This is a genomic window from Streptomyces wuyuanensis (genome assembly GCF_900103455.1).
GTDB classification, from domain to species: domain Bacteria; phylum Actinomycetota; class Actinomycetes; order Streptomycetales; family Streptomycetaceae; genus Streptomyces; species Streptomyces wuyuanensis.
Genome location: NZ_FNHI01000035.1, coordinates 22,745 through 46,787 on the forward strand (window position 1 = coordinate 22,745; position 24,043 = coordinate 46,787).

The 24,043-nt window shown below is 67.7% G+C and carries 19 protein-coding genes and 9 pseudogenes; 14 read left to right on the forward strand and 14 right to left on the reverse strand.

Annotated features, from left to right (window positions below):
• Window positions 1–210 precede the first annotated feature (210 nt).
• The 6 genes and pseudogenes from BLT82_RS37480 to BLT82_RS37490 all read left to right on the forward strand — a co-directional run bounded on the left by BLT82_RS37480 (window position 211) and on the right by BLT82_RS37490 (window position 4,361).
• Window positions 211–579, forward strand: coding sequence for a DoxX family protein (locus BLT82_RS37480; RefSeq protein WP_167746172.1), 369 nt, complete (start codon window positions 211–213; stop codon window positions 577–579).
• Between the two features lie 616 nt (window positions 580–1,195).
• Window positions 1,196–1,356 (forward strand): annotated as a pseudogene (locus tag BLT82_RS34770) (transposase); the annotation flags it as partial.
• Window positions 1,357–1,621: 265 nt separating this feature from the next.
• Window positions 1,622–2,365 carry a maleate cis-trans isomerase family protein gene (locus BLT82_RS34775; RefSeq protein ID WP_093662210.1) on the forward strand — a complete coding sequence of 248 codons (744 nt, stop codon included), beginning with the start codon at window positions 1,622–1,624 and terminating at the stop codon, window positions 2,363–2,365.
• Window positions 2,366–2,574: 209 nt separating this feature from the next.
• Complete coding sequence (locus tag BLT82_RS34780; RefSeq protein ID WP_093662212.1) at window positions 2,575–2,871, forward strand: putative quinol monooxygenase; 297 nt, start codon at window positions 2,575–2,577, stop codon at window positions 2,869–2,871.
• A 793-nt stretch (window positions 2,872–3,664) separates the two neighbouring features.
• Window positions 3,665–3,838 (forward strand): hypothetical protein, encoded by a 174-nt coding sequence (locus BLT82_RS37485; RefSeq protein WP_167746173.1) that lies wholly within the window; start codon window positions 3,665–3,667, stop codon window positions 3,836–3,838.
• A gap of 352 nt (window positions 3,839–4,190) precedes the next feature.
• Entirely contained in the window at window positions 4,191–4,361 is a 171-nt protein-coding gene (locus tag BLT82_RS37490; protein WP_167746174.1) for a hypothetical protein, read from the forward strand.
• Window positions 4,362–4,813: 452 nt separating this feature from the next.
• On the opposite strand, the gene BLT82_RS38445 is transcribed toward BLT82_RS37490, so the two are convergent.
• Complete coding sequence (locus BLT82_RS38445) at window positions 4,814–5,509, reverse strand: malic enzyme-like NAD(P)-binding protein (protein ID WP_244529903.1); 696 nt, start codon at window positions 5,507–5,509, stop codon at window positions 4,814–4,816.
• A 102-nt stretch (window positions 5,510–5,611) separates the two neighbouring features.
• Here BLT82_RS38445 and BLT82_RS34795 point away from each other — a divergent pair, with 102 nt between their 5' ends.
• Window positions 5,612–6,583 (forward strand): beta-ketoacyl-ACP synthase III, encoded by a 972-nt coding sequence (locus BLT82_RS34795; protein ID WP_093662214.1) that lies wholly within the window; start codon window positions 5,612–5,614, stop codon window positions 6,581–6,583.
• 357 nt (window positions 6,584–6,940) lie between these two features.
• On the forward strand, window positions 6,941–7,222 hold the full coding sequence (locus BLT82_RS34800) for a hypothetical protein (RefSeq protein WP_143041589.1): 282 nt from the start codon (window positions 6,941–6,943) through the stop codon (window positions 7,220–7,222).
• 113 nt (window positions 7,223–7,335) lie between these two features.
• Here BLT82_RS34800 and BLT82_RS34805 read toward each other — a convergent pair.
• Window positions 7,336–7,757, reverse strand: a pseudogene (locus tag BLT82_RS34805) (IS701 family transposase); the annotation flags it as partial.
• 208 nt (window positions 7,758–7,965) lie between these two features.
• Here BLT82_RS34805 and BLT82_RS36675 point away from each other — a divergent pair.
• Window positions 7,966–8,142, forward strand: a pseudogene (locus tag BLT82_RS36675) (IS5/IS1182 family transposase); the annotation flags it as partial.
• 172 nt (window positions 8,143–8,314) lie between these two features.
• On the opposite strand, the gene BLT82_RS34810 reads toward BLT82_RS36675, so the two are convergent.
• A complete protein-coding gene (locus BLT82_RS34810) occupies window positions 8,315–8,776 on the reverse strand; it encodes an ATP-binding protein (RefSeq protein ID WP_093662218.1) in 462 nt (153 codons plus the stop codon).
• 98 nt (window positions 8,777–8,874) lie between these two features.
• On the reverse strand, window positions 8,875–9,744 hold the full coding sequence (locus BLT82_RS34815; protein ID WP_093662248.1) for an alpha/beta fold hydrolase: 870 nt from the start codon (window positions 9,742–9,744) through the stop codon (window positions 8,875–8,877).
• A 1,176-nt stretch (window positions 9,745–10,920) separates the two neighbouring features.
• Here BLT82_RS34815 and BLT82_RS34820 point away from each other — a divergent pair.
• Window positions 10,921–11,433: a CGNR zinc finger domain-containing protein gene (locus tag BLT82_RS34820; RefSeq protein WP_093662250.1), complete on the forward strand. Its 513-nt coding sequence runs from the start codon at window positions 10,921–10,923 to the stop codon at window positions 11,431–11,433.
• A gap of 91 nt (window positions 11,434–11,524) precedes the next feature.
• Here the strand turns inward: BLT82_RS34820 and BLT82_RS38915 are convergent.
• The 5 genes and pseudogenes from BLT82_RS38915 to BLT82_RS34840 all read right to left on the reverse strand — a co-directional run.
• Window positions 11,525–11,686: pseudogene (locus BLT82_RS38915) on the reverse strand (IS5/IS1182 family transposase); the annotation flags it as partial.
• Window positions 11,683–12,186, reverse strand: a complete 504-nt coding sequence (locus BLT82_RS38920) for an IS5 family transposase (protein ID WP_404205790.1) — start codon at window positions 12,184–12,186, stop codon at window positions 11,683–11,685. The gene BLT82_RS38920 and the pseudogene BLT82_RS38915, both read right to left, overlap by 4 nt.
• 47 nt (window positions 12,187–12,233) lie before the next feature.
• A pseudogene (locus tag BLT82_RS34830) lies at window positions 12,234–12,572 on the reverse strand (IS30 family transposase); the annotation flags it as partial.
• A gap of 75 nt (window positions 12,573–12,647) precedes the next feature.
• Window positions 12,648–12,827, reverse strand: a complete 180-nt coding sequence (locus BLT82_RS34835) for a helix-turn-helix domain-containing protein (protein ID WP_093662222.1) — start codon at window positions 12,825–12,827, stop codon at window positions 12,648–12,650.
• 11 nt (window positions 12,828–12,838) lie between these two features.
• A pseudogene (locus BLT82_RS34840) lies at window positions 12,839–13,116 on the reverse strand (transposase); the annotation flags it as partial.
• Window positions 13,117–13,523: 407 nt separating this feature from the next.
• Here BLT82_RS34840 and BLT82_RS34845 point away from each other — a divergent pair.
• From BLT82_RS34845 to BLT82_RS34855, 3 genes and pseudogenes are all read left to right on the forward strand, one after another.
• The gene (locus BLT82_RS34845; protein ID WP_093662224.1) at window positions 13,524–14,087 is read left to right on the forward strand and encodes a TetR/AcrR family transcriptional regulator; all 564 of its coding nucleotides are present in this window, start codon (window positions 13,524–13,526) and stop codon (window positions 14,085–14,087) included.
• A gap of 332 nt (window positions 14,088–14,419) precedes the next feature.
• Window positions 14,420–15,404, forward strand: a pseudogene (locus BLT82_RS34850) (SUMF1/EgtB/PvdO family nonheme iron enzyme); the annotation flags it as partial.
• A gap of 91 nt (window positions 15,405–15,495) precedes the next feature.
• The gene (locus tag BLT82_RS34855; RefSeq protein ID WP_093662226.1) at window positions 15,496–17,547 is read left to right on the forward strand and encodes a pyridoxamine 5'-phosphate oxidase family protein; all 2,052 of its coding nucleotides are present in this window, start codon (window positions 15,496–15,498) and stop codon (window positions 17,545–17,547) included.
• Window positions 17,548–17,661: 114 nt separating this feature from the next.
• On the opposite strand, the gene BLT82_RS34860 is transcribed toward BLT82_RS34855, so the two are convergent.
• Window positions 17,662–18,485, reverse strand: a protein-coding gene (locus BLT82_RS34860) for an IS5 family transposase (RefSeq protein WP_093662228.1) whose coding sequence is annotated in 2 segments (ribosomal slippage) — window positions 17,662–18,137 and window positions 18,137–18,485 — 825 coding nt in all. Because the reading frame shifts where the segments join, the coding sequence is not laid out codon by codon here.
• A gap of 106 nt (window positions 18,486–18,591) precedes the next feature.
• On the opposite strand from BLT82_RS34860, the gene BLT82_RS34865 reads away from it, so the two are divergent.
• A complete protein-coding gene (locus BLT82_RS34865) occupies window positions 18,592–19,770 on the forward strand; it encodes an IS701 family transposase (RefSeq protein ID WP_093662252.1) in 1,179 nt (392 codons plus the stop codon).
• Between the two features lie 328 nt (window positions 19,771–20,098).
• On the opposite strand, the pseudogene BLT82_RS34875 reads toward BLT82_RS34865, so the two are convergent.
• From BLT82_RS34875 to BLT82_RS34890, 4 genes and pseudogenes are all read right to left on the reverse strand, one after another.
• Window positions 20,099–21,059: pseudogene (locus BLT82_RS34875) on the reverse strand (IS3 family transposase); the annotation flags it as partial.
• A gap of 375 nt (window positions 21,060–21,434) precedes the next feature.
• Window positions 21,435–21,614: a hypothetical protein gene (locus BLT82_RS34880; RefSeq protein ID WP_093662230.1), complete on the reverse strand. Its 180-nt coding sequence runs from the start codon at window positions 21,612–21,614 to the stop codon at window positions 21,435–21,437.
• 633 nt (window positions 21,615–22,247) lie between these two features.
• Complete coding sequence (locus BLT82_RS34885) at window positions 22,248–22,817, reverse strand: CGNR zinc finger domain-containing protein (protein ID WP_093662232.1); 570 nt, start codon at window positions 22,815–22,817, stop codon at window positions 22,248–22,250.
• 738 nt (window positions 22,818–23,555) lie between these two features.
• Window positions 23,556–23,946 (reverse strand): annotated as a pseudogene (locus BLT82_RS34890) (ABC transporter permease); the annotation flags it as partial.
• Window positions 23,947–24,043 lie beyond the last annotated feature (97 nt).

Below are 24,043 nucleotides of genomic sequence, written 5' to 3' on the forward strand. Positions count from 1 at the left end.
TCCGGGAGCGCGGTCAAGCGCATCACCCGCGCCGACGCACCCGTATCCGGCACGCCCTGGCGGCGGTCACCGCCGCCGTACGAACGGTCGGCGCGCATCCACAGGGGCGGCACCACCGAATCCCCTGTCCCCGCGGCATCCGCGCGGACGGACCGGTGCGGCCCCGCACACCCATCCCCGTCTTCCTCTGCTCTCTCCTCAAGGACCCTCGTGTACATCGCCGCTGTCATCCTCAGTGTTCTCCTCGCCCTTGTCTCCCTTGCGGCGGGCGCCCCGAAGGCGCAGCTCAAGGGCGACGTCCCGGACGGTCTCGTCGCGAAGGGGCTCAGCTCCGCGCTGGTCCGTCTCATCGGCCTCGCCGAGGTGGCGGCGGCGGCCGGGCTCGTGGCGGGCATCTGGTGGCAGCCGCTGGGCATCGCGGCCGCCGTCGGGTTGGCCGTCCTGTTCCTCGGTGCCATCGGTTTCCACGTGAAGTGGGGCGACTACGGTGACACCGCCTCCCGCTCCGCCGCCGTGGTCCCGGTCCTGTTCGTCATCGTCGCGGTGGCCACGGCCATCACGCTCGCCGCGTCCCAGTGACCGATCCGCTCAGCACGGGTGCCGGGTGCCCGCTGCCTCGGCGGCGGACACCCGCCGGTTCGGGCGGCCGGCCCGCGGTTCAGCGCGAACCCGGCTCCGCCGCGGGCGAGCGCCGCGCAGTGCCCGCCCGCCGGACAGTCCGCGCCGCCCAACCCGTCCACGTCGGCGAAGTCCGGCAGTAAATCAGACAACTGCGTAGACATGTGGCCGGCCGCACCGCCTCGCGGACACGGCCGTAGGGACGTTGCGCTCCTCGACCACATGCGCGGCAGCCCGCATTCTCGCGGTACCGGTCGGAGGCCGTCTCGGCCCTATCGGTCGCCTATCCGCCGGAGTCCGCCGACGCCCATGCGCTCGTCGGCCGCAGGGCACCCGATCTGCGCTTCTGGTCTCGATCCTTCGTGAGGGTCCGCCGACGGAGTCGGCGGACCCTCACGCTTGCCGGAGCTGATGGTGGGCAGGCCGGTGGCCCGGCTGTCGCGTAGGGCGGGCGCCGGGTTCCACCGCCCGGGGCGGGTGATGTTGTCGTCGGTACGGTGGACGTTCCTGCTCAGCCGGGGTTTGGCAGGAGCGCGAGTCGTAGCGGAAGTGGCTCTGGGGGAAGCACATCGGAGTCCGCATCGCCCGCAAAGGCGTCGAGTCCAGCGATCGGCTGGGGCGCCGCAGGTGGGTCATCGAACGCACCATGTCCTGGCTGACCGGCTACCGCCGACTCAACCACCGCTACGAACGCCACCCCGCAACTACCTGGCCTTCCTCGACCTCGCCGCCGCCCTCCGCTGCTCCAAACGACTCCTTCGACTCACACATAGGACACGGTCTTGGGCTCGCGCCGTGCCGATCGCGGAGCACGAGAGCGCCTACTACGCCCCGCGGCACACCGTCCTGCATGTGTGAGCCGCCGCACTGACGACCTTCCTCCGTACCTCGGGAGAACGCGGTCCTCGCCCCGCGAGTAGGGGGTATCGGCAGGGCGTTCCACGACGAGGTACTCGGTGAAACGGTTGTGCCATACCCGGTCGCTCGCGAAAGGTGAATGGTCATGAATGACTACCGCGTTGGACTCTTGGTGCCGAGCTCCAACACGACGATGGAGACGGAGGTCCCCGAAGTACTGCGACGGGTCTCGGCAGTGACCGGCGACCGGTTCACCTTCCATTCCAGCCGGATGCGGATGAAGACGGTCAGCGCGGAAGAGCTCGCCGCGATGAACGCGGACGCCGACCGCGCGGTGGTCGAACTGGCCGACGCCTCGGTGGACGTGATGGCCTACGCCTGCCTGGTCGCCATCATGTCCCAAGGCCGTGGGGCGCACCGAGACATCGAGAAGCGGCTCACCCACACATCGGCGGACGTGGGTTCGCCCGTGGACGTGGTGTCGAGCGCGGGGGCTCTCATCGCCGGCCTGCACCGACTCGGCGCCCGCAAGGTCTCGATCGTGACCCCGTACCTCAAGCCGCTCACCGCCCTCGTGGTTGACTACATCGAGGGCGAAGGCATCGAGGTCCAGGACGCGATCAGCCTGGAAGTGGACGACAACCTCGCCGTCGGGCGTCTCGACCCGGAACGGCTGCCCCACATCGTGCGTCGACTTGACACGCGCGGGGCCGACGCGGTGGTGCTGAGCGCGTGCGTGCAGATGCCGTCCCTGGAGGCGATTCCCGCGGCGGAAGCCGTCGTCGACCTGCCGGTCGTCACCGCTGCGACCGCCACGTCGTGGCAGTTGCTGTCCTCACTCAACGCCTATGCCCCGGTTCCCGATTCGGGCGCGCTGTTCCGAGGCTGACGTCAGGGACCCGCCTCCACGCACGGAGGCCCGCCCGACATCGGCATACTGCAAGACGAGGCACGGAAGAACTACGCCACCGCGCAACGGCATCACGCGCGGGGACCTCCTCCTCTACCACGCCGTGCTGTCGGCACCGCCAGATGCACATCCGTTGACCCGGCCCCGTTCTGGGGGGGGGTCTGTCCATACCACCCGAAAGATCAACCATGTCTACAGCAGTTTTGCTTGAACTCGTGATCCGCGAAGACGCCGGAGACGTCACGGCTGTCATTCAGCGGCTGCTGGCACAGACAGCCGACTTCCCCGGCTGCCTGGGACTCGAAGTCATCATCGACGACGCGGACAGGCAGCGGTACATCGTGATCGAGCGATGGGAGACCGCAGCCGCGCACGACGCCTACGCCGCATGGCGGGCCACCCCCGAAGGCGCGCCCAGCGAGCTGGGAGCCTTCCTCGCCGCGCCCCCGGCACAGCGCGTTTTCAGTACCTCCGTCGCCCTCTGACCGCAGAACGCCGGGGCCGGACGACAGGCTGATCCCGCAGTTCGATGGAGCCGGCGGAGGTGGGCCGGCCGCGGCGGGGGAGTGCTCGGAGGAGATCCGTGTGGCGGTCGCCATCCTGCCCGACATGGGTGCGTGGCCGCACTGCGGTGTGCCTGACTCTGTCGGAGATCTTGGTTGCCGTGCTCTTCGGTCCAGGGCGTCCTCTTCGCGCCGATACCTCGCATCACCACCGCTGGCCGAGCCCTTCGGCGAAGGGTCACCGTGACAGGGCGGTTGCAGGTTCCGGGATCGCGTAGATCGTCCGTGCTCAGCAGGAGTTGACGTGGCAACAGCACAGGCACGAGACCGGTGATCGTCAGCGTGTCTACGCCGGCTGATCACACGAGGTCCCGTGCCTGCCGGTCCCATCCTCCGCGATCCCTGCCGCCCTGGCGAAACTGGGCCCCCTCCACCCGCACGACACCGGCCGCCTGCGCGCCCACCTCCAGCGCGTGCCGGATGCGTGCGTGGGCACTGGGGAAGTGAAAATTCGAGCCACCATGTCAGAGATGTGGTGTTCGCCGAGGACGCCTCCACCGTCCACACCGGCAGCGCGCCGCGGGCGATGGCCGTATTTGCGGAATCTGGCCATCGGCCGGCTGCGGCTGCTGGGAGCGGACAACATCGCCGAGACCACCCGAGCTATCCGGGACACACCCGAACACGCCCTCTGGATCTGGGGGCATCACCGGCAGCCCACTCCTACCGGGAACTTGAAGCCCCCCTGCACGCGGCAGAGCTGCACAAAGACAAGGTGGGCACCTACTGGGGGACCCCCTCTCAGACGGAGTTCGTGCAGTGCCAGAGCGCCGCGGACGACAACAACAAGCGCGTATACGCAACCACGCGCCCCACCGGTCCAGAGTTCTTCTACTGCGCAGAAGGAGAGGGCTGCTCCACCAACCTGTGGTGGACGCACTACGGCTGACAGGCGGCCGCGCCAAGGGGTGCACGCAGTGAGGGTGCGGCCCCTGACGTCGCGTCATTCGACTGGAGATGGAGCGCGATGTCCTCGAACAATGCATGGGTGCGCAACGAGGTTCCGTGTGCCCGAGTGGTGGTGCAAGACCGCCACCGCTGGGCCGTCGCGGCGGTTCGCCGGAACTGGGGGCAGTCCGATCAGCCGGTGTCCGGCCAACTCGTCGCCGGCAACCGGCCTGCCGCCGGAAACGGGCCGTCCGACGGGGTCATCTGCCCGAGCCCTCGCACGCCGAGGGGACGGGAGACGACCTCCCGTGAAGGCGGCACGCATGCGCACCCGCACCCTGGGATGACGGCGCATGAAGCTGCGGATCATCGAGGTGAAAGGTTCGACGGCGGGGGGCGGCATCGCGTCGTTGTCGGGCCTGCCAGTCCCCAGTTCCCGCACCGCGTCGACGCCGGCCCGCGCCCTCTGCATGCTGCGCACCGCCGCGCGAGCGGGGCTCGATCAGCGCAGGCCCCCTCCGTGAGTACCACCCGCTCGCCGATGCGGTGGAACAGGGTGGCCCTCAGATCGTGCTCCAGCGACCGCGCCGTCTACGACAGCGCCGGTTGCTGCGGGACGTACGGCGCCGAGGCCGCCCGGTTCAAGCCGCCGTGGTCCATGATGGCGAGGAAGTGGTCAAGCTGCCGGATGTCCGTCGGTGGCCCCGATCTGCTTCACCCCAATCAAGAGCGAGACGCCGATCCGTGATAGCTCCGGACGCGTACCGTGGTGTCCACTGCGCCGCCGAGATCGCGGCGCGCAGCTCGGCCTCCGTGGCCTGGGGTGCGACGTGGTCCTCGACCACGGCCTTGGCCACGGCAAGCGCGATCTCCCGGGCCGCGTCCCGCATGCCCACCAGCGGGGGCAGTAGCGGGGTCGCTCCGTCTGAGCCGGCTTGCAGCGCGCACTCCGCCACGGCCCCTGCCGCCGCCACCATCATTCGGCCGGTGACCCGGGTGGCCCGGCCGGCGTCACGGCCAGCCCGATGGCGGGGAAGACGTAGACGTTGTTGGCCTGAGCGACCGGCACTTCGCGTCCGTCCACCTTCAGCGGCGGGAACGGCGAGCCGGTGGCGACCAGTGCCCGGCCGCCGGTCCATCGGGCGAGGTCGGCGGGGTCGGCCTCGGCGTGCGAGGTCGGGTTGGACAGCGGAAGGATCACAGGCCGGTCGCAGACGTCGGCCATCGTTCGCACCACCTGTTCGGTGAACGCGCCATGCGACGTGGACAGCCCGATCAGCACCGTCGGCCTCACCGCACCGACGACCCGCGCCAGATCCGGTGCACCCGCGCCCCAGTGCCGTACCTCCGTGTCGTCGCGCCCGTAGATGCGCTGCTCGGGCGTGAGTTCACTGCGGGATCGCACCAGCAGGCCGTCGATATCGACGAACCAGAAGCGGTCGGCCGCCTGCTGCTGGGTGAGGCCTTCATCCACGAGTGCGGTGGAGATCATGTCGGCAACCCCGATCGCCGCCGATCCGGCACCCAGGACCACGATGCGGTGGTCGGTCTTCAAGCAGCCCGCGTGGTCGCGTCCCGAAATCGGAGAGTCGTAGCCAAGCTCTCCGGCGAGCCATCCGGCCGTAGCGTCACGGTCGGCGAGTTGGTCGACCAGTCCGGTTGGTCGGTCCAAGCGCGTACTGGATATCGAACACGACAACAGTCTAGTATCACGGGATCATTTACTATTTTCCGTTAGACGACTCGCTACAAAGAGACCCGAGGCAGACTTCCCATGACCGTCCACCTCAACGCGACCCCCATCACCCCCGGAACACGCATTCTGGGCGTTGGCCACTACCGCCCGGCGAACACGGTCACCAACCTCGATCTCATCGACCGTGGTGTCGACACCAGCGATGAATGGATTCGCACCCGCGTCGGCATCACCGAGCGACACTGGGCCGACCCCGACGAGACGGTCATCGACATGGCCGAGCGCGCCAGCGGCAAAGCCCTGGCCGACAGCGGAGTCGAGGCACGTGACATCGATCTGGTGCTCGTCGTGACCTCCACGCTCCCCTCCCCGGTCCCGGCGGCCGCACCCGAACTGGCCCACCGGCTCGGCGCCCTTGCGCCCGGCGCTTTCGATATCGGTTCAGGCTGCTCCGGCTTCGTCTATGGTCTTGGTGTCGCCAGCGCTGCGGTCCAGACAGGGCAGGCCCGCCACGTGTTGGTCGTCGCGTCTGAACGCTTCTCCGGGTGGCTGGATATGAACGACAGGAAGACCTCTGTCATCCTCGGTGACGGTGCCGCCGCCGCCGTTGTCGGCCCTGCCGATCACGTCGGCATCGGCCCCGTGGTCTGGGGAAGTTCCGGCGACCTTCACGACGCGGTGACCATCGACGAGCACACCCGCTACTTCCGACAAGAAGGACAGACCGTCTACCGCTGGGTCACCACTCAGATGGCGCCCGTTGCCACAGCCGCCATCGAGCGGGCAGGGCTTCTCCCTGAGGACATCGCTGTCTTCGTACCTCATCAGGCCAATCTGCGCATCATCGATACGCTGGCCACCCGCATAGGTCTGCCCAACGCAGTGATCGCGCGAGATATCGTCACCTCCGGCAACACCTCCGGCACCACGATCCCTCTCGCCATGTCGCGGATGAAGGAAGCCGGCGACATCCCCTCCGGTGCACCCGCCCTGCTACTGGGATTCGGGTCCGGACTGGCCTACGCCGCACAGGTGGTCCTCGCTCCGTAGGCAGCGAACGGGACTGCCGAACCGATCAGTGGGCAGGGTGCGAGTGATACGCCGTCCGCACCCTGCCCTACCCGTGGATATCCGCGAAACGGCTATGCCGCGTCAAGGTTCTCTGGGTCTGGGCACCGAGCCGCGGCATGCGAGGGGATGCGCTCGAAGCTGAAGCGGCTGGTGGAGCGCGGGATCCTGGCCGAGCCTTCATCCGGGCTGTTCAAGGTCGACGGCAGGAAGCAGGGGTGGTGAGCGTCGTGGGGGCTGGCCCAAGACGCGCTCGCGGAGTGTGAGGACGCTTTCGCCGGCTCGGCGGGTCTGTTCGCCTCGGCGTGTACGGAGTTGGCGGCCCCGGAAGCTGCGGTGATGACGCACGCGCAGTCGGAGGACCTGCTGGGTGCGTGGATGCGCGAAGTCATCCGGCAGTTGTTCCGGGACCACCTGACGCTACGGGCCACGGACGAAGTGCGCCGTGAGGAGGTCGTGGACGCTGCCGGTGCCGAGCGCTCCCGGATCGAGCGTGGCCGGCACCGGATGCCGGACACGGTGTTCGGCAAGGTCACCGTGGTCCGGATCGCCCAGTACTGCAACGGTTTTTGGTGTGACGGTGGTTTGGGTTCTGGTGGGGTGTGGCCTCGTCGTTTGTAGTGACAGATGCGGGCTTGGTGCTGGCGTCGGCGGCACCGGGTGGACCAGTGCAGGACGTGGAAGACGGCTGGTCGGGGCCCTGGAGCGAGGCGGGTGATCAGGCGTCTGAGTTCCGGCAGGCTCAAAGAGGACGAGGCCGGAGGATCCGTTTCTGCTTTCCCGGCCTCGAGTTCGGCGGCCCTCAGGACGGTCAGGCAGGCGTGGGCGGCCATGGCGAGGGTGATGTGCCGGTGCCAGCCCGGGTAGCGGCGGACCTGGTAGTCGTTCAGACCACACTCCTGTTGGCGCTCTGGAAACACTCCTCGATCGCCCACCGGGCTCCGGCCACCTGAACGAGATCGTCGAGGGTGCCCTCGGCGGGTGCGTAGGCGATGTAGTAGGCGATCTCCCCGGGACGGGTGAGGCTGCGGCGGGCCAGGGCCCAGTGCCGGCGGTCTTCCCGGTGCCAGGGACGGACTTCGGCCCGGGCCCAGTCATAGACCCGTAGACCGTGGGCCCCGGCCCCGCACGAACGGCGTTTCGCCGCTTCGACGGGGCCCGCGCCTGCCGCCTGGCCGTCTTCCGCTGGACCACGCGCTACAACACCCGCCGACGGCACTCGGCGAGCGGACAGCAGGCGCCGATCGCCTACGAGCGACAGTCAGCTACCCTGACACTCGCCGCATAACGACACGAACAGGTGTCCACTCTTCGGGGGCAAGGCCCGAGGATGTTGAGAATCATGATGGTGTCGTGGGCGATGCGGGGAGCTCACCCTCACCCCAACGGACCGTCAACCGCACACTCGCCCAGGCCGGAGCTCCCGTCGAACGCGGTATGGCACGGCTGAAGTCCTGACAGATCTTCCGCAGATCCCACATCAGCCCCAACCGCAGAGCGTCATCGCCAAAACCGTCCTCACCCTGGAGAGACGATGCTGAAAATGCTCACGGGCCGACGAGAATGCTGGGCGCTCGGAACGTGCTGCGCAGGTAGTCAGCCGCATTGACCAGGTCGGCGATGTTGGAGCTGAAGTCGGCTGTTGCCGAAGTCGCCGCCGGACCCGCGTCGAGGCGAGCCTCGACCAGCGCTGCCTTGTGGGAGCCATGTGTGTCAGGTCGTCGGGAGGCCGGGTCGCGCGGCCGGCCCGGTCGGTGGCTTGCAGGCGGCATGTTCCGCGGCCTGCGCCGCGCTGGCGAAGTGTGACCACACCACCTTGCCTGTGGGGGATGGATCGACGCCCCAGTCGTCCGAGAGGAGTTGAACGATGAGCATTCCCCGTCCTTCCGTCGCGTCGGTGTCCTGGTGGTCCGCCAGTACTGGTCCCGTATCGCGGGCCTGGTCGTGAACCTCCAGACGGACACATCCGTGCTGGTCGGTGGAAACCCGGACGACGAAAGGGTTGCCGCTGCCGCCGGTGTGCAGAATGGCGTTGCTGGCCAGCTCGGAGACACAGCTGCGGATGTCGTCGCATCGCGGGGTGTCTACGTGGCAGCCAATGGCGGAGGTGACGAACCCTCGCGCATGGCCGACGGATTGCGGTATCGGATCGAAGGTGCGCTGCAGGTGGTACATGTCCGGTCCTGGGCGGTTGCTGAAAATGCTCTGCTGTGGGGGACCGGCCGGGGGCTTACTTGTCGGCCGGTCAGCGGGTGGCGCGCAGCCTGTGCGTGTCAGGAGGTGGCGCGGGCGAGGAAGCCGCGGATGTGGCCCGCGATCTCCTCCAAGTGGCTCTCCAGGGCGAAGTGTCCGGACTCCAGGAGGTGGATCTCGGCGTCGGGCAGGTCGCGCTGGAAGGCGCGTGCTCCGTCGGGGCCGAAGATTTCGTCGTTGGCCCCCCATACGGCCAGCAGCGGCACCTGGCTGTCGCGGAAGTACTGCTGCAGCTGGGGGTAGAGGGCGACGTTGGTCGGATAGTCGCGGAACAGTGCGAGCTGGATGGCGTCGTTGCCCGTGCGGTCGAGCAGCGCCTGGTCGATGGTCCAGTTGTCCGGGCTGACAAGGCTCGGATCCGCGACCCCGTTGAGGTACTGCCAGCGGGTCATTTCGAGGGACAGGGCTCCACGGACGGGGGCTTCGGTCTCGGGTGTCGGGTTCTCGGTGTAGGCGAACAGCCCGTCCCAGAATTCCTTGACGAACCCGTCGGTGTAGGCGTTGCCGTTCTGCGTGACGATCGCGGTGATGCTTTGCGGAGACCGCGTGGCGAGCCGCCAGGCGACGGGCGCTCCGTAGTCCTGCACGTAGACCGCGAACTGGTCGACACCGAGCTGCTCAAGCAAGCCGGCGGTCACGTCGGTGAGGGCGGCGAAGGTGTAGTCGAACTCGTCGATCGTCGGCATGGCCGATTGTCCGAAGCCGATCATGTCGGGCGCGATGACGCGGTAGGCGTCGGCGAGTGCCGGGATCAGGTTCCGGAACATGTGCGAGCTCGTGGGGAAGCCGTGAAGCAGCACAAGCGCCGGCGCTTGCGGGTCTCCGGCCTCCCGGTAGAAGACATCCATGCCGTTGACGGTGGCGGTGCGGTGATGCACAACGCTGCTCATGTCGACCTCCATGTTTTCTTTGCGTAGTTAGAAGCAGTCCAACACGCAATGACTAACCTGTCAAGGGATTTTTAGTGGTTAGTGCTGGTGTCCGGCCCTCGCAGTACCCGGCCCTTCGCGGATGACCCGGCCCCTTGGGCAGGTCGTCGGTCTGCAGGGGGTGTGGATTCCGCCCGGAGGCCCGTGCCCGGTACGGCGGCCGGAGCCGGTGGGCTCGGTGGCGGCCCGTAATCCGCCGAGCCCCCACGCATCCCTGCGGGCCGAGCAGGGAGGGGGCGAACAGTCGGCAGATCCGCCAGAACCCGGGACAGGGGACGGTGTCCGCGGCATGCGGCCGACGCGGCCCCTCGGTGCCTCCCCGGCCGGTGGCTCCCTCTGGGCGTCGCAGACCGGCGAAGAGGCAACGGAAGGCATGCGCGGCCGCAGCGGGGCGGATTCGCGAGCCGAGGCGACGGCCTTCCCTCAGGAGATCTGCATCGCCGCCCTCGCCGTTGCCGGGCGGCCGGTGCGAACCTGTGCACTGCCCGGCCATGATCGGGTCCGGCTATGCGGCTGCCTGCCCCCTCACGCCTGCGGCTGCACTATTTGTGCCCTCGGCCGCTTCGCCGGCCGGGAACGTGCTGCACGGTACGGCGAGTGCAGCCTGACGCGGAATCGCGCGGGAGTGCGCCGACGCCCCCTCGGCTCGGACCCTGGGAGACGCCGGAGCGGCGAGGTGATGTGCGTGCCCGTGCCTCTGCGATCGCATCGGACAGCGTCGCCGCGACTCGTACGCCGCAGGCTGGCGTTCGACCAGATCAGCGCCCCCGGCACGGCGAGGACGGTGACGACGGCGCCGCTCGAGGGCCCGTGCAGGACCGCGCGCACCCTGTCCGCCGCCGGAATCTGCCTCGCGGACCGGTACTCGGACTCGGGCCTCGACCCCCGGGGACGGGGGCTGCCCCGGGGGTGCCGTGTATGCGCACGGGGGTGCTGCTGTCTGCATGCAACTCCGCCTGCCTGTAGCCGATGGACGCGAGTGGCGCACGGAGGGTGAGCGGCTGATGGGGGCTGGGGCGAGAGCGTGGTGTCCCGCCCACTCGCACCTTAACCCGTATAATGAGGAGTGATGGTTAGATTAGGCAACAAAGTCAGGTAACCCGTCGACAGTGGAAAAGGGGTTAGGGGCCGGTCGTGGTGATAGACAGGAATCAAGAAGACCTGCTGCTGGAGCTACTCAACACGACCCCCGTGGTCGCGGGCTCGACACGCGATGCTCTCGGCACTCCTTCCGAGGGCCGAGCATGGGCGCGCCAGCATGGGGGGAGCGGGGCGAGTGACGAACTCAGCTGCCTCATCGCCGCACGCGACGCCCTTCAAGACGTCGTGAGAGGGGAGCGCGAACCGGCGTGCCTGGGTGAGTTCCTCAAGGGAGTCAACAGCATTCCCGACATCGCGGACGGGAAGCTCGAATGGTCCCTTCAGGTACCCGCCACGCGCCGCATGGCAGTTGAGTCGGTGCTGACCTGGGCCAGCCTGCAGGAGACCAAGCCGGGACGGCTCAGGCCCTGCGCAAACCCGCAGTGCCAACGCTTCCTTCTCGACCGAAGCAAGCCCAACAGTGCCCGATGGTGCTCCATGGCCGAATGCGGTAACCGGATGAAGGCCCGGCGCCACTATCAGCGTGCCAAGGAAGCCCGGAACTCCTAGGCCTGTCTGACAAATGATCTTGGCTGGGTTCGCGGAGCCAGAGAACGAGTGCTGCGAGGTGGAGTCCGGCCTGGTAGCGGGCCGCGAGTTTGTCGAAGCGGGTCGCGATGGCCCGGAACTGTTTGAGCCGGTTGAAGCAGCGTTCGACGATGTTGCGGGCCTTGTAGAGGTCACGGTCGAAGGCCGGCGGTCTGCCGCGGGCCCGGCCGCGCCGCATCCGGTCGGCCCTCTGATCAGCCCTTTCCGGGATCACCGCCCGGATGCCCCGGCGCCGCAGGGCGTCTGGCGGATCGCCCGTGACGAATACGCCTTGTCGGCGATGACCGCGTCGGGTCTGCGACGCGGCCGCCCGACGCCGGTCCGGGGCACTCTCACCGCGTCCAGGACCGCGTCGAAGGCGGTGGAGTCGTTGACGTTGCCCGGCGGGACGACGACGGCCAGGGGCAGGCCCCGGCCGTCGCAGGCGAGGTGACCTTGGTGGCCGGCCCGCCGCGGGACCGACCGAGCGCCTGACCAGCCGCCGCGCGTTCCGGATCTTCCAGTTCGTCCCCCGCCGACGCCCCTTTTGCGGGCGCCGACGGCGTGCTGGTGGGCCCGGTTGATCGTGGAGTCGACCGAGGCCGTCCATTCCACGGCCCCAACAGCGTCGTCGCGGACCCGGACCTCCTCGAGCAGGCGGGCCCAGGTCCCGTCCGCCTCCCAGCGGGCGAACCGCTCATAGACCGTCCGCCACGGCCCGAAGCGCTCTGGCAGATCACGCTACGGAGCACCCGTCCGCAACCGCCACAACACCCCGTTGATCACCTGCCGGTGATTCCGCCACGGACGACCCCGCCCGTCAACACCCGGCAACGGGCATAGCGGGTGGCCCGGTCGACCAGCGTGCCGATTGCGGATCTCTGGCCTTTGCCGACGATCAGATCGCCCTCCCAGTGCCCGGCCCGCCCGCGGTCCTCGGCCTCGCGGGGGCGGGTGTGGACCGGCCGCATGTTCGGGATGGCGTTCTTGGTGGGTATGCCTCGGCGCTGCTTCTTCCGACGGGTCCTCCGCGTGCGCAGGCGGGCGGTGCGTTTGTCGAGGAGTCCGTTGCAGAGGGCGCGGTAGATGGTCTCCGGGCAGGCATTCATGTCAGGCCGGCCAGGGCTGCTGCGCGCGAGGTGACGGGTGAGCTGCTGTGGTGACCAGCGCTCCTTGAGGTCCTGGTTGTGTGACCACTACGGGTTGTAGCGGTCGTCGGGTCCCCGGCCGCGAGAGATCTCCCGGTAGACAGTCGAGCGGTGCTTGTCGATGTCCTCGGCGATCTGCACGGCCGTTCGGCCGGCGAGCAGCCCTTCGGCAATCACGATGCGGTCGTCCTGGGTGAGGTAGCGGTCGTCGATGGACTTGGCGGGCAGGAGCGTGCGTCGGCCTGCACCTCGCCGGTGGTCTGCCCTTCGCGGCCAGCGAGATGACCATCTCGTCGACCCCGGGCAGGCGCTTCTGCCGCTTCTTGACGATCTTCGGCTCGAAGGAGCCGTGGCGGTCGCGGGGCACGACGATCTCCACCGGGCCGACATCGGGCAGGACCGTCTTGGAGAGTTCGCCGTTGCGGGAGTTGCCGCCGTTCCTGCCCGCCGCATCGTGCTTGTCATAGCCGAGATGGTCGGTGATCTCGCCCTCCAAGGCTGACTCCAGCAGTCGCTTGGCGCTCGCCCGTCCGAAGGAGGCCGACGTCGTGCGTGAGCGCACCACGCAGCGCACCGAATCTCTCCCCCCATGTCCTGGCCGTGGTGGGCGACCTGACCCGGCTGGAACTGGACTGAGGCCGTCCGTGCCGTGCTGGAAGAAGTGGCCCGCAGAGCGTGCCCACTGGTTGCGGAGCGTGTTGTATGCGCGGCTGTGGCGGTCGGCGATTTCGGGGAGAGTCTCACTCTGGGTGGTGTCCACCACGGTGGCCGGGCTCTTGCGGCTGGATGGGACCGGCGGGTTTTCGCGAGCGCCCCTCTGGGGCGTCTGGGCTTCCGCTCGGGCCTGCCGACACACAAAATTGATGTGCTTCATCACACTCACCAATTTGAGCTACAGTTCAAGAATGGTGTTAGCGTGTAGCCATGGCAAGGCCCAAGCAGTTCGATCCGGATGTTGCCGTCGAGCAGGCCATGGAGGTGTTCTGGCGGAAGGGATACGCCGCCACCACCCCGCAGAACCTCGCGGATGCAGTCGGCATCGGCATGGGGAGCCTCTACAACGCGTTCGGGAGCAAGCGTGCGCTGTTCGAACAGGCGCTGAGCCGTTATGTCGACGTCCGGCTTCGCGCCCTGTCGGAGCTGCTGGAGGAGCCCACCCCGGTCAAGGAGCGCCTCCGCAAGGCGCTGGTGTTCATGGCCGAGGAGGGTGCCCGAGGCTGCATGGTCGTTAATACCGCGGGCGAACTCGCGGGAACCGACGAGGAGGCGGTCCGCGTGGTCCGCCGCGACTTCGACCTGGTCGAGAGTGTCTTCCAGGCGTTGATCGAGGAAGGCCAGCGGGCGGGAGAGATCGCTCCGGAACGTGACCCCGTACCCCTGGGCAGCATGCTCCTGAGCATCATGGTGGGGCTGCGGCTCCTGGCGCGCGTCACCGAGGAGCCGGGTCGGCTTCGCCGGGTGATTGACGCGACGGTCGACTCCCTTTAGCTCACACCCCGGACGTCTAGCTCACACCCCGGACGTCGCAACTGGCGGAGTTTTTTATGGTCAAGTTTTGTAGCCGCAGTTCAAGAATCGGGGAAATGGGGGATCTCAACCTCACCTCCGAGGCGGCGGTCGTCGCCGGAAGGGTCGGCGCCGGTTCGCGGCCGGCGCCGGGGTTCCTCCGGCAGATACCCGGCCCCCACGAGGGGGAGGCGTCGTACTTCAGCCTGGTCACCCCCGAGAAGGCCATCGCGGACGCGGTTGTGGGCCTACGAAGAGCCCTACGAGCCCGTGGAAGCGATCGCAGGCCACGTCTCGACACCTCACCCGACAGCCCCGATCCCCTGCTGGCGGGCGGATTCGTCTTCGGTATGCTCGCCCAGCACGAACAGCAGCACGACGAGACGATGCTCGCCACCTTCAACTGCGCCGGGGCGAACCCGTCCTGCACGCGCCCGCGCCGCCCCCCGGCGCCCGCCGACGCGGCCCGGCTGCCCCGCGAGGTGCTGGTCCCCGGCGGCCCGTTCACCATGGGCACCAGCACCGAGCCCTGTGCTCGACAACGAACGCCCGCACCACCGGGTGGACGTCCCCGCGTTCTGGCTGGACACCGTGCCCGTCACCAACGCCGCCTACCAGGAGTTCGTCGCGGCCGGCGGCTACCACGACCCCCGGTGGTGGACGCCCGAGGGATGGCGGCACATCCAGGAGACGGGCATCGCGGCGCCGTTGTTCTGGCACCGGGAGCACGGGCAGTGGCTGCGCCGCCGGTTCGGTGTGACCGAGGAGGTCCCGGCCCGCGAGCCCGTACTGCACGTGTGCTGGTACGAGGCCGACGCATACGCCCGCTGGGCGGGACGGCGGCTGCCGACCGAGGCGGAGTGGGAGAAGGCCGCCCGGCACGACCCCACCACGGGTCGCTCCCGCCGCTACCCCTGGGGCGACGTGGAGCCCGGCCCCCAGCACGCCAACCTCGGCCAGCGCCACCTCCAGCTGGCACCGGTCGGCAGCTATCCCGCCGGCGCCGCACCCAGCGGCGCCCGGCAACTGATCGGCGACGTCTGGGAGTGGACGTCCTCGGACTTCGATCCCTACCCCGGCTTCACCACCTTCCCCTACAAGGAGTACTCCGAGGTCTTCTTCGGCCCCGGCTACAAGGTTCTGCGCGGCGGCGCCTTCTCCGTCGATCCGGTCGCCGCCCGGGGCACCTTCCGCAACTGGGACTACCCGATCCGGCCACCCGCTTCGCCCTCGTCATGGCGGTCCCGAACTGACACGCGATCCGCTTACCGCTCCAGGCGCTCGATCGCGGCTCCTTGAAATACGGCAGTCGCGGCCGGCACACAAAGACACCGCACGACCCCTCAAAACCGCCCGCTCGCGTAAGCCAGAAGCTGGAAAGGACAACAACATGTCAACGAACCTCTCTGATTCCCGGTACCCATGGCACCACGGCGAGGTAACGATGCAGCGGCTTCTCGGGGTGCCGTACTTCGATAATCCCACGACGCGCGGCCTGCCGATGGAGTACGGACTCTGGATGGCACAGAGCCCCCTTTTCGCGCTGGGAACAGTCGACGAAAAGGGCCATCTCTGGACAACCATTCTCGGCGGCCAGCCAGGAACAACCAGGCCGATCGCGGCCGGAGTGCTGGCACTGAGCTCCCTCGCTCATCTGGAACGTCGACCGGAGGAGGGCAACGGGGAGCGAATTGGATTCGACCCCGTACTGGAGGCGCTGTTCTCCGACAAGGGCAGCCGTATCTCCGAAGCTGATGACGGGAAAAGAGAAGCGAGTGGGGACGGACCTTCCCACGACGCAAGAGTCGTCAATCATGGAGGGGGCGGAAAGCAGGTCTCCGGTTTGGCGATCAACTTGGAGACCAGGTCACGAGTCAAGCTCGCCGGAAGAATGCTCGGTGGTGCGGTCCTGGCAAGGCAGCCGGAAGAAAATGCGGCTGCCGTCGGAGACGAGGGACCGGTGAACGTACAGATGGCTGTCGCCGTCGATGAAACACTGGGCAACTGCCCGAAGTACCTGAACAGGAAAATCGTATGGCCCCATGAAGCATCTCCCACCCTGGTGAGTGATGTGCTCCCGTTGCCGCCCGAGGCCGTGGCACTCATCGGCAAATCCGATATTTTCCTCATCACCAGCAGGCACGGCACCGAGACCATGGACACCAATGTCCGCGGTGGGGCACCCGGGTTCGTGCGGGTCTTCAGCAACTCCGGCGCAGACGATGTCAGCCTGGTCTACCCTGAGTATTCGGGGAACCAGCTCTATCAGACGCTGGGAAATCTGAAGTCCGACCCGACCGTGGGAATTACTTTTCCCGATTTCGAAACCGGCGACATTCTCTATGTCACGGGACGGGCAGAGATTTTGATCGGCGCAGATGCCGCGTCGGTGCTGCCGCACAGCAAGCTCGCTGTCCGGGTGAAGGTGGAAGCGGCCCGCTTCGTGAGGGACGGGCTGCCGTTCCGTGGGCGACTGCTGGACCAGTCTCCCTACAACCCGCCGGTTCGCAAGCTGACTCGCGAAATCAACGGATCGGACTCCGGTTTTATCAAGACCGATGCGGACGGAAAGGCGACGAGTGTAGCCACCGCGACACTGATTCGCAAATCCGCTGTCACACCGACGATATCGCGGTACACCTTCCGTCTCGCTCCGGACCCGTCTTCCTCCAGGTCGAGCGATGAATTCTCGAACCTCAAGCCGTGGCGTGCGGGACAGCATGTCCTGTTGGATTTCTCCGCCAAGCTTGATCGCGGATACTCGCACATGCGCGAGCACGACCCCCGATCGCTCAACGATGACTACATCAGGTCCTTCACCATTACGAGCCCGCCCGCTCCTCTCACAGGGCACACCGCAGAAACGGAGCAGCCGGAGTCGTTGACCGGTGCCGAGTTCGAAATCACGGTCCGTAAGCAGGGTCCGGTCACGAATCTCCTCGCCGGGTGGAACCCCGGTTCATCGCTTGAGGCCGCTGTTCTGGGCTTCGGGGGCGAAGAGGACATGAGATTCGCCGATACCACAGCCGAAGCCGACGCGGACGACGACACCGTTGTGGTGGCTGCCGGTGTAGGAATCACGCCTCTCATGGCGCAGGCGCAACCGGCACTGGAATCCGGCCGGAGACTGAAGGTCCTCTGGAGCTTGAGAGCGGATGACCTGCCTCTTGCCGTCGATGTCCTGGGCCGACTCGACGGGCTGGGAACGACGACCAAGCTGTTCGTGACCGGCGCGGTCGATGCCGGACAGGACGCAGAGATCGAAAATCTCCGGCGGCTTGGTGCTCAAGTACACACCCGGAGAATCGAGAAAGCCGACGTCCTGGCCGAAGGAGTGGCGGGACGGCGACGGTTCTACGTATGCACCGGCCCCAGCCTGAGAAGGTCAGTACTGGAATGGACAGTTGGAGAGTACGTGAAGTTTGAGAGCTTCGATTACTAGTCGAACGCTGCGATGGGCGATTCGACAGCCCAGTACTCTTCTGACGCTTCTCCACTTCTATGTGCCTTCCGGAACATGTCTGCCGCCCAGTCGACAAGGGGACCGCGCTCTGCGTTAAGACCGTGTCCTATGTGGTGAGGCGGACGAGTAGCAGCAGAGGGCGGCGGCGAGGCCGAGGAAGGCCAGGTGGTTGCGGGGGTGGCGCTCGTAGCGGTGGTTGAGTCTGCGGTAGCCGGTGAGCCAGGACATGGTGCGTTCGATGACCCATCTGCGGCGGCCGAGCCGTTCGCTGGATTCGATGCCTTTGCGGGCGATCCGGACTGCGATGCGTTTGCCGCGTAACCATTTTCGCAGTTCAGGTATGTCGTAGGCCTTGTCGGCGTGGAGTTTGCGGGGCTTGTAGTGCCAGCCGCGGTCGGGGTCGTGTCTCGTTTGGAGACCGGCCACCATGGGCTTCAGTCCGAGGCTGTCGTGCGTGTTGGCTGCGGAGATGCCGACGACCAGGGGCAGTCCGTGTCCGTCCGACAGGACGTGCATCTTGGAACCCGCTTTGCCCCGGTCCACGGGGCTCGGGCCTGTGAGTTCGCCCCTTTTTTGGCCCGCACGTGCGCCGAGTCGAGGACCGTGCGGGTCAGGTCCAGCAGGCCGCACTCGTCGATCCTGTCGAGGACCGCCTCGTGCAACCGTCCCCAGACGCCGGCCCTGGACCAGATCATGAACCGGCGATGGGCGGTGGACTTGGAGATGCCGAAGCACGGCGGCAGTGCCCGCCAGGCGCAGCCGCTGACCAGCACGTAGACGATCGCGGCGAACAGCGTCTCGTCCGGCGTGTCCTGCGTCCCGCCGCCCTGCGACCGCACCTTCGACGGCGGGATCAGCGGCTTCGCGATCTCCCACAACCCGTCCGGAACAATCCAACTCCACGTACCCCGCCCCATGAACCATCCAACGAGCAACAGCCACATAGGACACGGTCTAATACTGCAACGGTGTTTTGCGTGACGGTTTGACGGCTGGCGCGTTGTGCCGGTCATGGGGTGGGAGATGGTGCGGGCGGATGCCCGGGAGTGGTCGGCGGGGCTGGCCGAGCTGCACGAGCGGTTCGTGCACCGGTTTTCAAGGGTGGAACCGCGTGAATCGTCGCTGGCGTATATGCGTGGGCTGGTTGCTCCGCTGGAGCGGAAGAACGGCTGGACCTTGGCGGAGGAGGCCGGACATGCCGGTCCGGACCGGATCCACCGGCTGCTGAACCGGATCGACTGGGATGCCGACGAGGTCCTGGACGATGTGCGGGACTACGTGGTCGAGCACCTCGGCGACCGAGAGGCGGTCCTGATCGTTGACGACACCGGCTTCCTGAAGAAGGGCACCCGGTCAGCCGGGGTCCAGCGGCAGTACTCCGGGACCGCGGGCCGGACGGAGAACTGTCAGATCGGCGTCTTCCTCGCCTATGCGTCCGCCCGCGGGCGGACGCTGATCGACCGCCGTTTGTATCTGCCCACCTCATGGACGGACGACCGCGACCGGTGCCGCCGGGCCGGCATCGCCGACGGCACCGGCTTCGCCACCAAGGTGGAAATGGGCAAGGCCATGGTCCGCCAGGCGATCGCCGACGGGATCCCGTTCCGGTGGGTCACCGCAGACGCCGCCTACGGATTCTCCAAGGGCTGGCGCCACGAGCTCGAGCAGGCCGACGTCTTCCACGTCATGGCCACCACCCGCCACGACACCGTCGTCACCCGCTGGGCCATCGACCACCCCGTCCACGATCTCTTCCCCGGCCTGGCCCGACAAAAGTGGAAACGCCGTTCCTGCGGCGATGGCGCCCACGGCCCACGGGTCTACGACTGGGCTCGTGTCGAGGTGCGTCCCTGGCACCGGCCCGACCGGCAGCACTGGGTCATCGCCCGCCGCAGCGTCCGCCGGCCCGAGGAGATCTCCTACTACATCGCCTACTGCCCGGCCGGCACCACCCTCGACGAGCTGATCCGCATCGCCGGCAGCCGGTGGGCGATCGAGGAATGCTTCCAGACCGCGAAACAGGAGTGCGGCCTGGACGACTACCAGGTCCGGCGCTACGAAGGCTGGCACCGCCACATCACCCTGGCCATCGCAGCCCACGCCTGCCTCACCGCACTGCGAGCCCGCGAACTCGACGCCGGGAAAGCAGAAACGGATCCTCCCAGCTCATACCCCTCAGCCTTCCCGAACTCAGGCGTCTGATCGGCCGGCTCACCCGCCCCCGACCGAGCATCGACCACGTCCTGCACTGGTCACATTGGCGCCGCAGACGACAACACCAAGCCCGCATCAGCCACTACAAACAACGCGGCCACAGACCACCGGAAACTGCCCCACCGTCACACAAAAGACCGTTGCAGTACTAATACTCCAGCAGCGGATCGTGTCCTGAGCTGGCGATTGTCGTTGTCCTGCCATGGAGGGCATGACTGAAGTCGGTTGCTGGGCTGACGAGTTGGAGTCGGTGTTCGCCCGGGTGGCGGGCCGGTTCGCTCGGGTGAGGTTGATTCCCGGGAGTGGACACCGGGTTTCACGCGACGAGTGTCAGCGTACGTGACGTGATCAGTTGCTGTTCGAACTCGGCTGGTGTGAGGTAGCTGAGCGCGGAATGCCGACGGCGCCGGCTGTAGTACGACAGTCAGCGGAACAGCTCGAGCCGGGTCTGTGCCTTGGAGACCCAGCGCCTCTCGTGGAGCAACTCGCGCTTGAGGCCCTGGAAGAACGACTCGGCGAGGGCGTTGTCGTAGATCGAGCCGACCCGGCCCATGCTGCGCGGATGCCGTGCCGGCGGCACACCTCAGCGAAGGCGGCCGCGCTGTACTGGGCACCCTGTCCGTGTGGAAAACGACGCCGTGGACCTGCCCTCGGCGGGCGGCAACGGCCATCTCGATCGCGTCGGTGACCAGCGAGGTACGCATGTGGTCGGCGATCGACCAGCCCACCACCTTCCTTGAGCGGATGTCGATCACCGTGGCGAGGTAGAGCCACGTCGATCCGACGGCTATGTAGGTGATGTCGCCGCACCACCTGGTGTTGAGTGTGTCCGCGGTGAAGTTGCGCATCACCAGGTCCGGCGCAGGCGGCGCGGTCCGGTCCGCGATCGTCGTCCGCTTCTTCTTCCAGGTGCCGCCCGACGATGTGGTTGATCCGCATCAGCCGAGTGACGCGCTTGCGGTTGATCCTGCGCCCGCGGGCACGGAGTTCGGCATGGACGCGCGGGGCGCCGTAGGCACCATGGTGCTCGGCGTGGATGTCGCGGATCTCGCTCACGGTCCGCTTCTCCTCAGCCTGGCGCTCAGCGCGGGCCTGCTCGGTGGCCAGGTGCCGGTAGTAGCCGGCGGCGCGGGACGCCCCAAGCACCCGGCAGATCCGCTGCACGCCGAAGTGGGCGCGGTTGGCGGAGATGAAGTCCCGGCGGCAGGGGGGGGGCTGACTTCACCTCCCGAGCGAAATGGGCGGCTGCCCGACGCAGGATCGCGCGTTCCAGCTGCTGCTGTGCTGGACCGGCGCCTGCCCCACCTGCCACCGCCAGTTACCAAAACCGACCAGGAGACAACACCCCCCACCCAGATCAACCTAACGAGTACTGCTAGAAGACCTGCAGGAAACATCCGATCGTGACCGCGCCCGCGGCCGCGATCGACGTCAGTTTGAGGAGGATTCTCCGGGGCTTCAAAGGGTTCCTTTCGCGGAGCGTCACGTCTCCGTGTCACGTGCCGGACGGCTCATGTCTCGATTTCCGCCAGGGGCACTCCGGCCAACGGTGAAGGCGACCGCCGGGAGTCCGGGCCCGCCGTCGTGTCGACGCGGTACGCCGTCAGGACTCCGGTGCGTCAATGCGACCTGCCCGGCCGGAAGGCGTCGGGTCACAGACCGCCCATGCGTATGAGCCACCAGTCCGCGTTGTAGGCGCCGCCGTCCGCGTCGTGCGGGACGGCCGGCCGCTCTTCCACGGTGTCCTCCAGCCGGATGCGGTCCGGAAGCTTGGAGAACCTCAGGCTGCGCTGCAACTGCGCCGCGTCCACCGACTTGCTTTCCTGTTCCATTTCAACGCCTCCTGGCAGACCCCTCGCGGGGTGCTCGACTGCGGTCCGTCCCCTGTCGGTGACAGAGGGCGACGTGGATCCTTGAGGTGGATACGCCGGACGGTCCTGCGGATCCAGGAGCGGCACGGACCGACGTGCTCGGCCCGACATGCCGCGCCCCGGCGAAAGAGGGGCACATACCGTAGTGATCCGCTGAACGAAGGACGACGGCGAGAAGTTCCGCCCCCCGAACCGTCACCGGACTTCTCGGCACCAGACGGCGGCGGCGTCGATGACGACGGGATGTGGCCCCCGCGCCATGTCATCTCCTTCATGGCGTGAGCTGCAAATCATCCGCAGCCCACGAGCGTCCTCACGCGATTCTTTCATCACCTGTTCATCAGGTGACGGCATGATGGCATCAAAAAGGTCACCAGTCAAGCTAGTGACGAATGACGGTCGCTCAGCGCGCCTCGCATCTCGACGCCCGCCGAGCGGCAGTGGCGCAACATCCACGACAGCCACCGGGGCCCGTCGGCCGCACGGGGTGCAACCCGCGCCGGGCGGGAACGGACGGGGCCAGGCCCGACGGCGGCACCACGGCAAGGGGCGTCATGGCGCGACGGGGCCGAACCTGTCGCGAGCCTTCCAGGGCTACAGCGAGACCGTGGATGCCCTGCTTTTTCCACCCAACCGCTTGCGGGCGCGGTACGCCGCGGCCTTGAACTTGTTGCCGCACGGGTCCATGGCACACCACTCCCGACGCGCACCCCGGGATCGGTCGATGTAGACCTGCGAGCACTCGGGATCGCTGCACTCCTTCAGCAGCCGCACGTCCGGCCCTCCGAGGACCGAGACTGCGTCCTGGGCAACAGCGGCGAACGCCTGCTCGACAGACGCTTCGACGTGCCGCCCTCTCGAGGTGAGCTGCAGAACTGGGGTGGGCTTGCGCGCGTAGTTGTTGACGAGTGTCAAGGCGTCCCGGTCGTAGTCCTGGCCGGACATCGTCGCCAGGATGAGCCGATAGACGGCTTCCCTGAGTGTCAGGGCCTCTCGAAGGTCCGCGGCCTTGACGGTGATCTCGCGCTCCGTGATTCCGCTTTCACGAAACCACGCGCCGAGGCTCTCGGGTGTGGGCATGTCTTCACGCGGTTGGGAGCGGTGCCGGTAGCGCAGCGTTCCTGCGAAGTCGAGGGCCAGGGCACCTCCAGGAAATGCGTGCATGTCACCATTCTAAACAGTGACGTATCGGTACGCAAGGACCGACCCGAGGCCACCGAGAACCCCATGAACACCGAACGGCGCGGCCTCACCTTGACGGCCCACCACGCCTCCCTGTGCGGATCAGCAGCATGAGGGCGTGAAACGCATGCCGGCCATCCGTGCCGCCTTCAGCGGCAACTGGGCACTCTGGACCAAACGGACTTCGACCTCTCGCTCGCCAGCCACACCACCCTGCACGTCGTGAACGGCAAGCTATCCGCTGGGTCACAGCCCGGGGCCTGACCGGCCCACTCGACCTGCCCAGGCGAGGACGCTCGTTCGCCGTCAACTTCCAAACGGCCGACGAGTACGACCAGCAGCCGTACCGCTGCCTCAACGACAGCACGCCCATCGTCGTCGCCGACTTGCTTGGCCTCAGCCCCGCCACAGCGGAGACGTGGGCCAGGTACGCCATCGACAGCTGGACCCACGGGCGCGTCCGGCGCTCTGGTCAACCCGCAGTCCGGGCGGGCCTCGACGCGACGGGGCCGAGCTCGGCCGACGCAACCCGACTGCAGATCTGGGACTCCGCGGGCAGCGCCAACCAGAAGTCGGCCCTGCCCAGCTGACCCACCCGGCGGACACCGGCCGACGCCCGGGGTGTCGGCCGGCGACTCGACCCCGCCGGCGGCAGGCCGCGACGTGCTTCGGTACGTCGCGGCCACCGGCCCTACTGCGCGGTGATGGCGCTGAGCGGGTCGAGGCGCGCCGAGCGGGCCACACGGCGGCGAGCATGTCACCAGGCCCGCGAGTGCCAGGAAGAAGGCCAGGCTCTCCAGGGAGGGACGAGCTCGAAGCCGGGCGTCTGGGCGGCGAGGAGTCGGCTCGCAGCCCACCCGAAGAAGACTCCCAGGACGATGCCCAGGACACCACCGAAGAGCGAGATGGCCAAGGACTCCAGGCGCACCAGGCGCTTCACGCCGTGCTGGTCCAGCCCGACGGCGCGTAGCACGCCGATCTCCGGCGCCCGTTCGGTCACGGCAATGGCCACGGTGTTGATCACGCCGAGAGCCGCCACGATCACCGCCATGGCGAGCAGCCCGTACAGGATGCTGAGCATCGTGGTGGTGCCGCGGGCGATGGCGTCGGAACCGCACACCGCGGACGCGCCTCCTTCCCGCCACCGGCCCCAAGGGCGGCCCCACCGGTGGGCGGGCGCGCCGCGGTGCACACCAGCAATGGGGGCA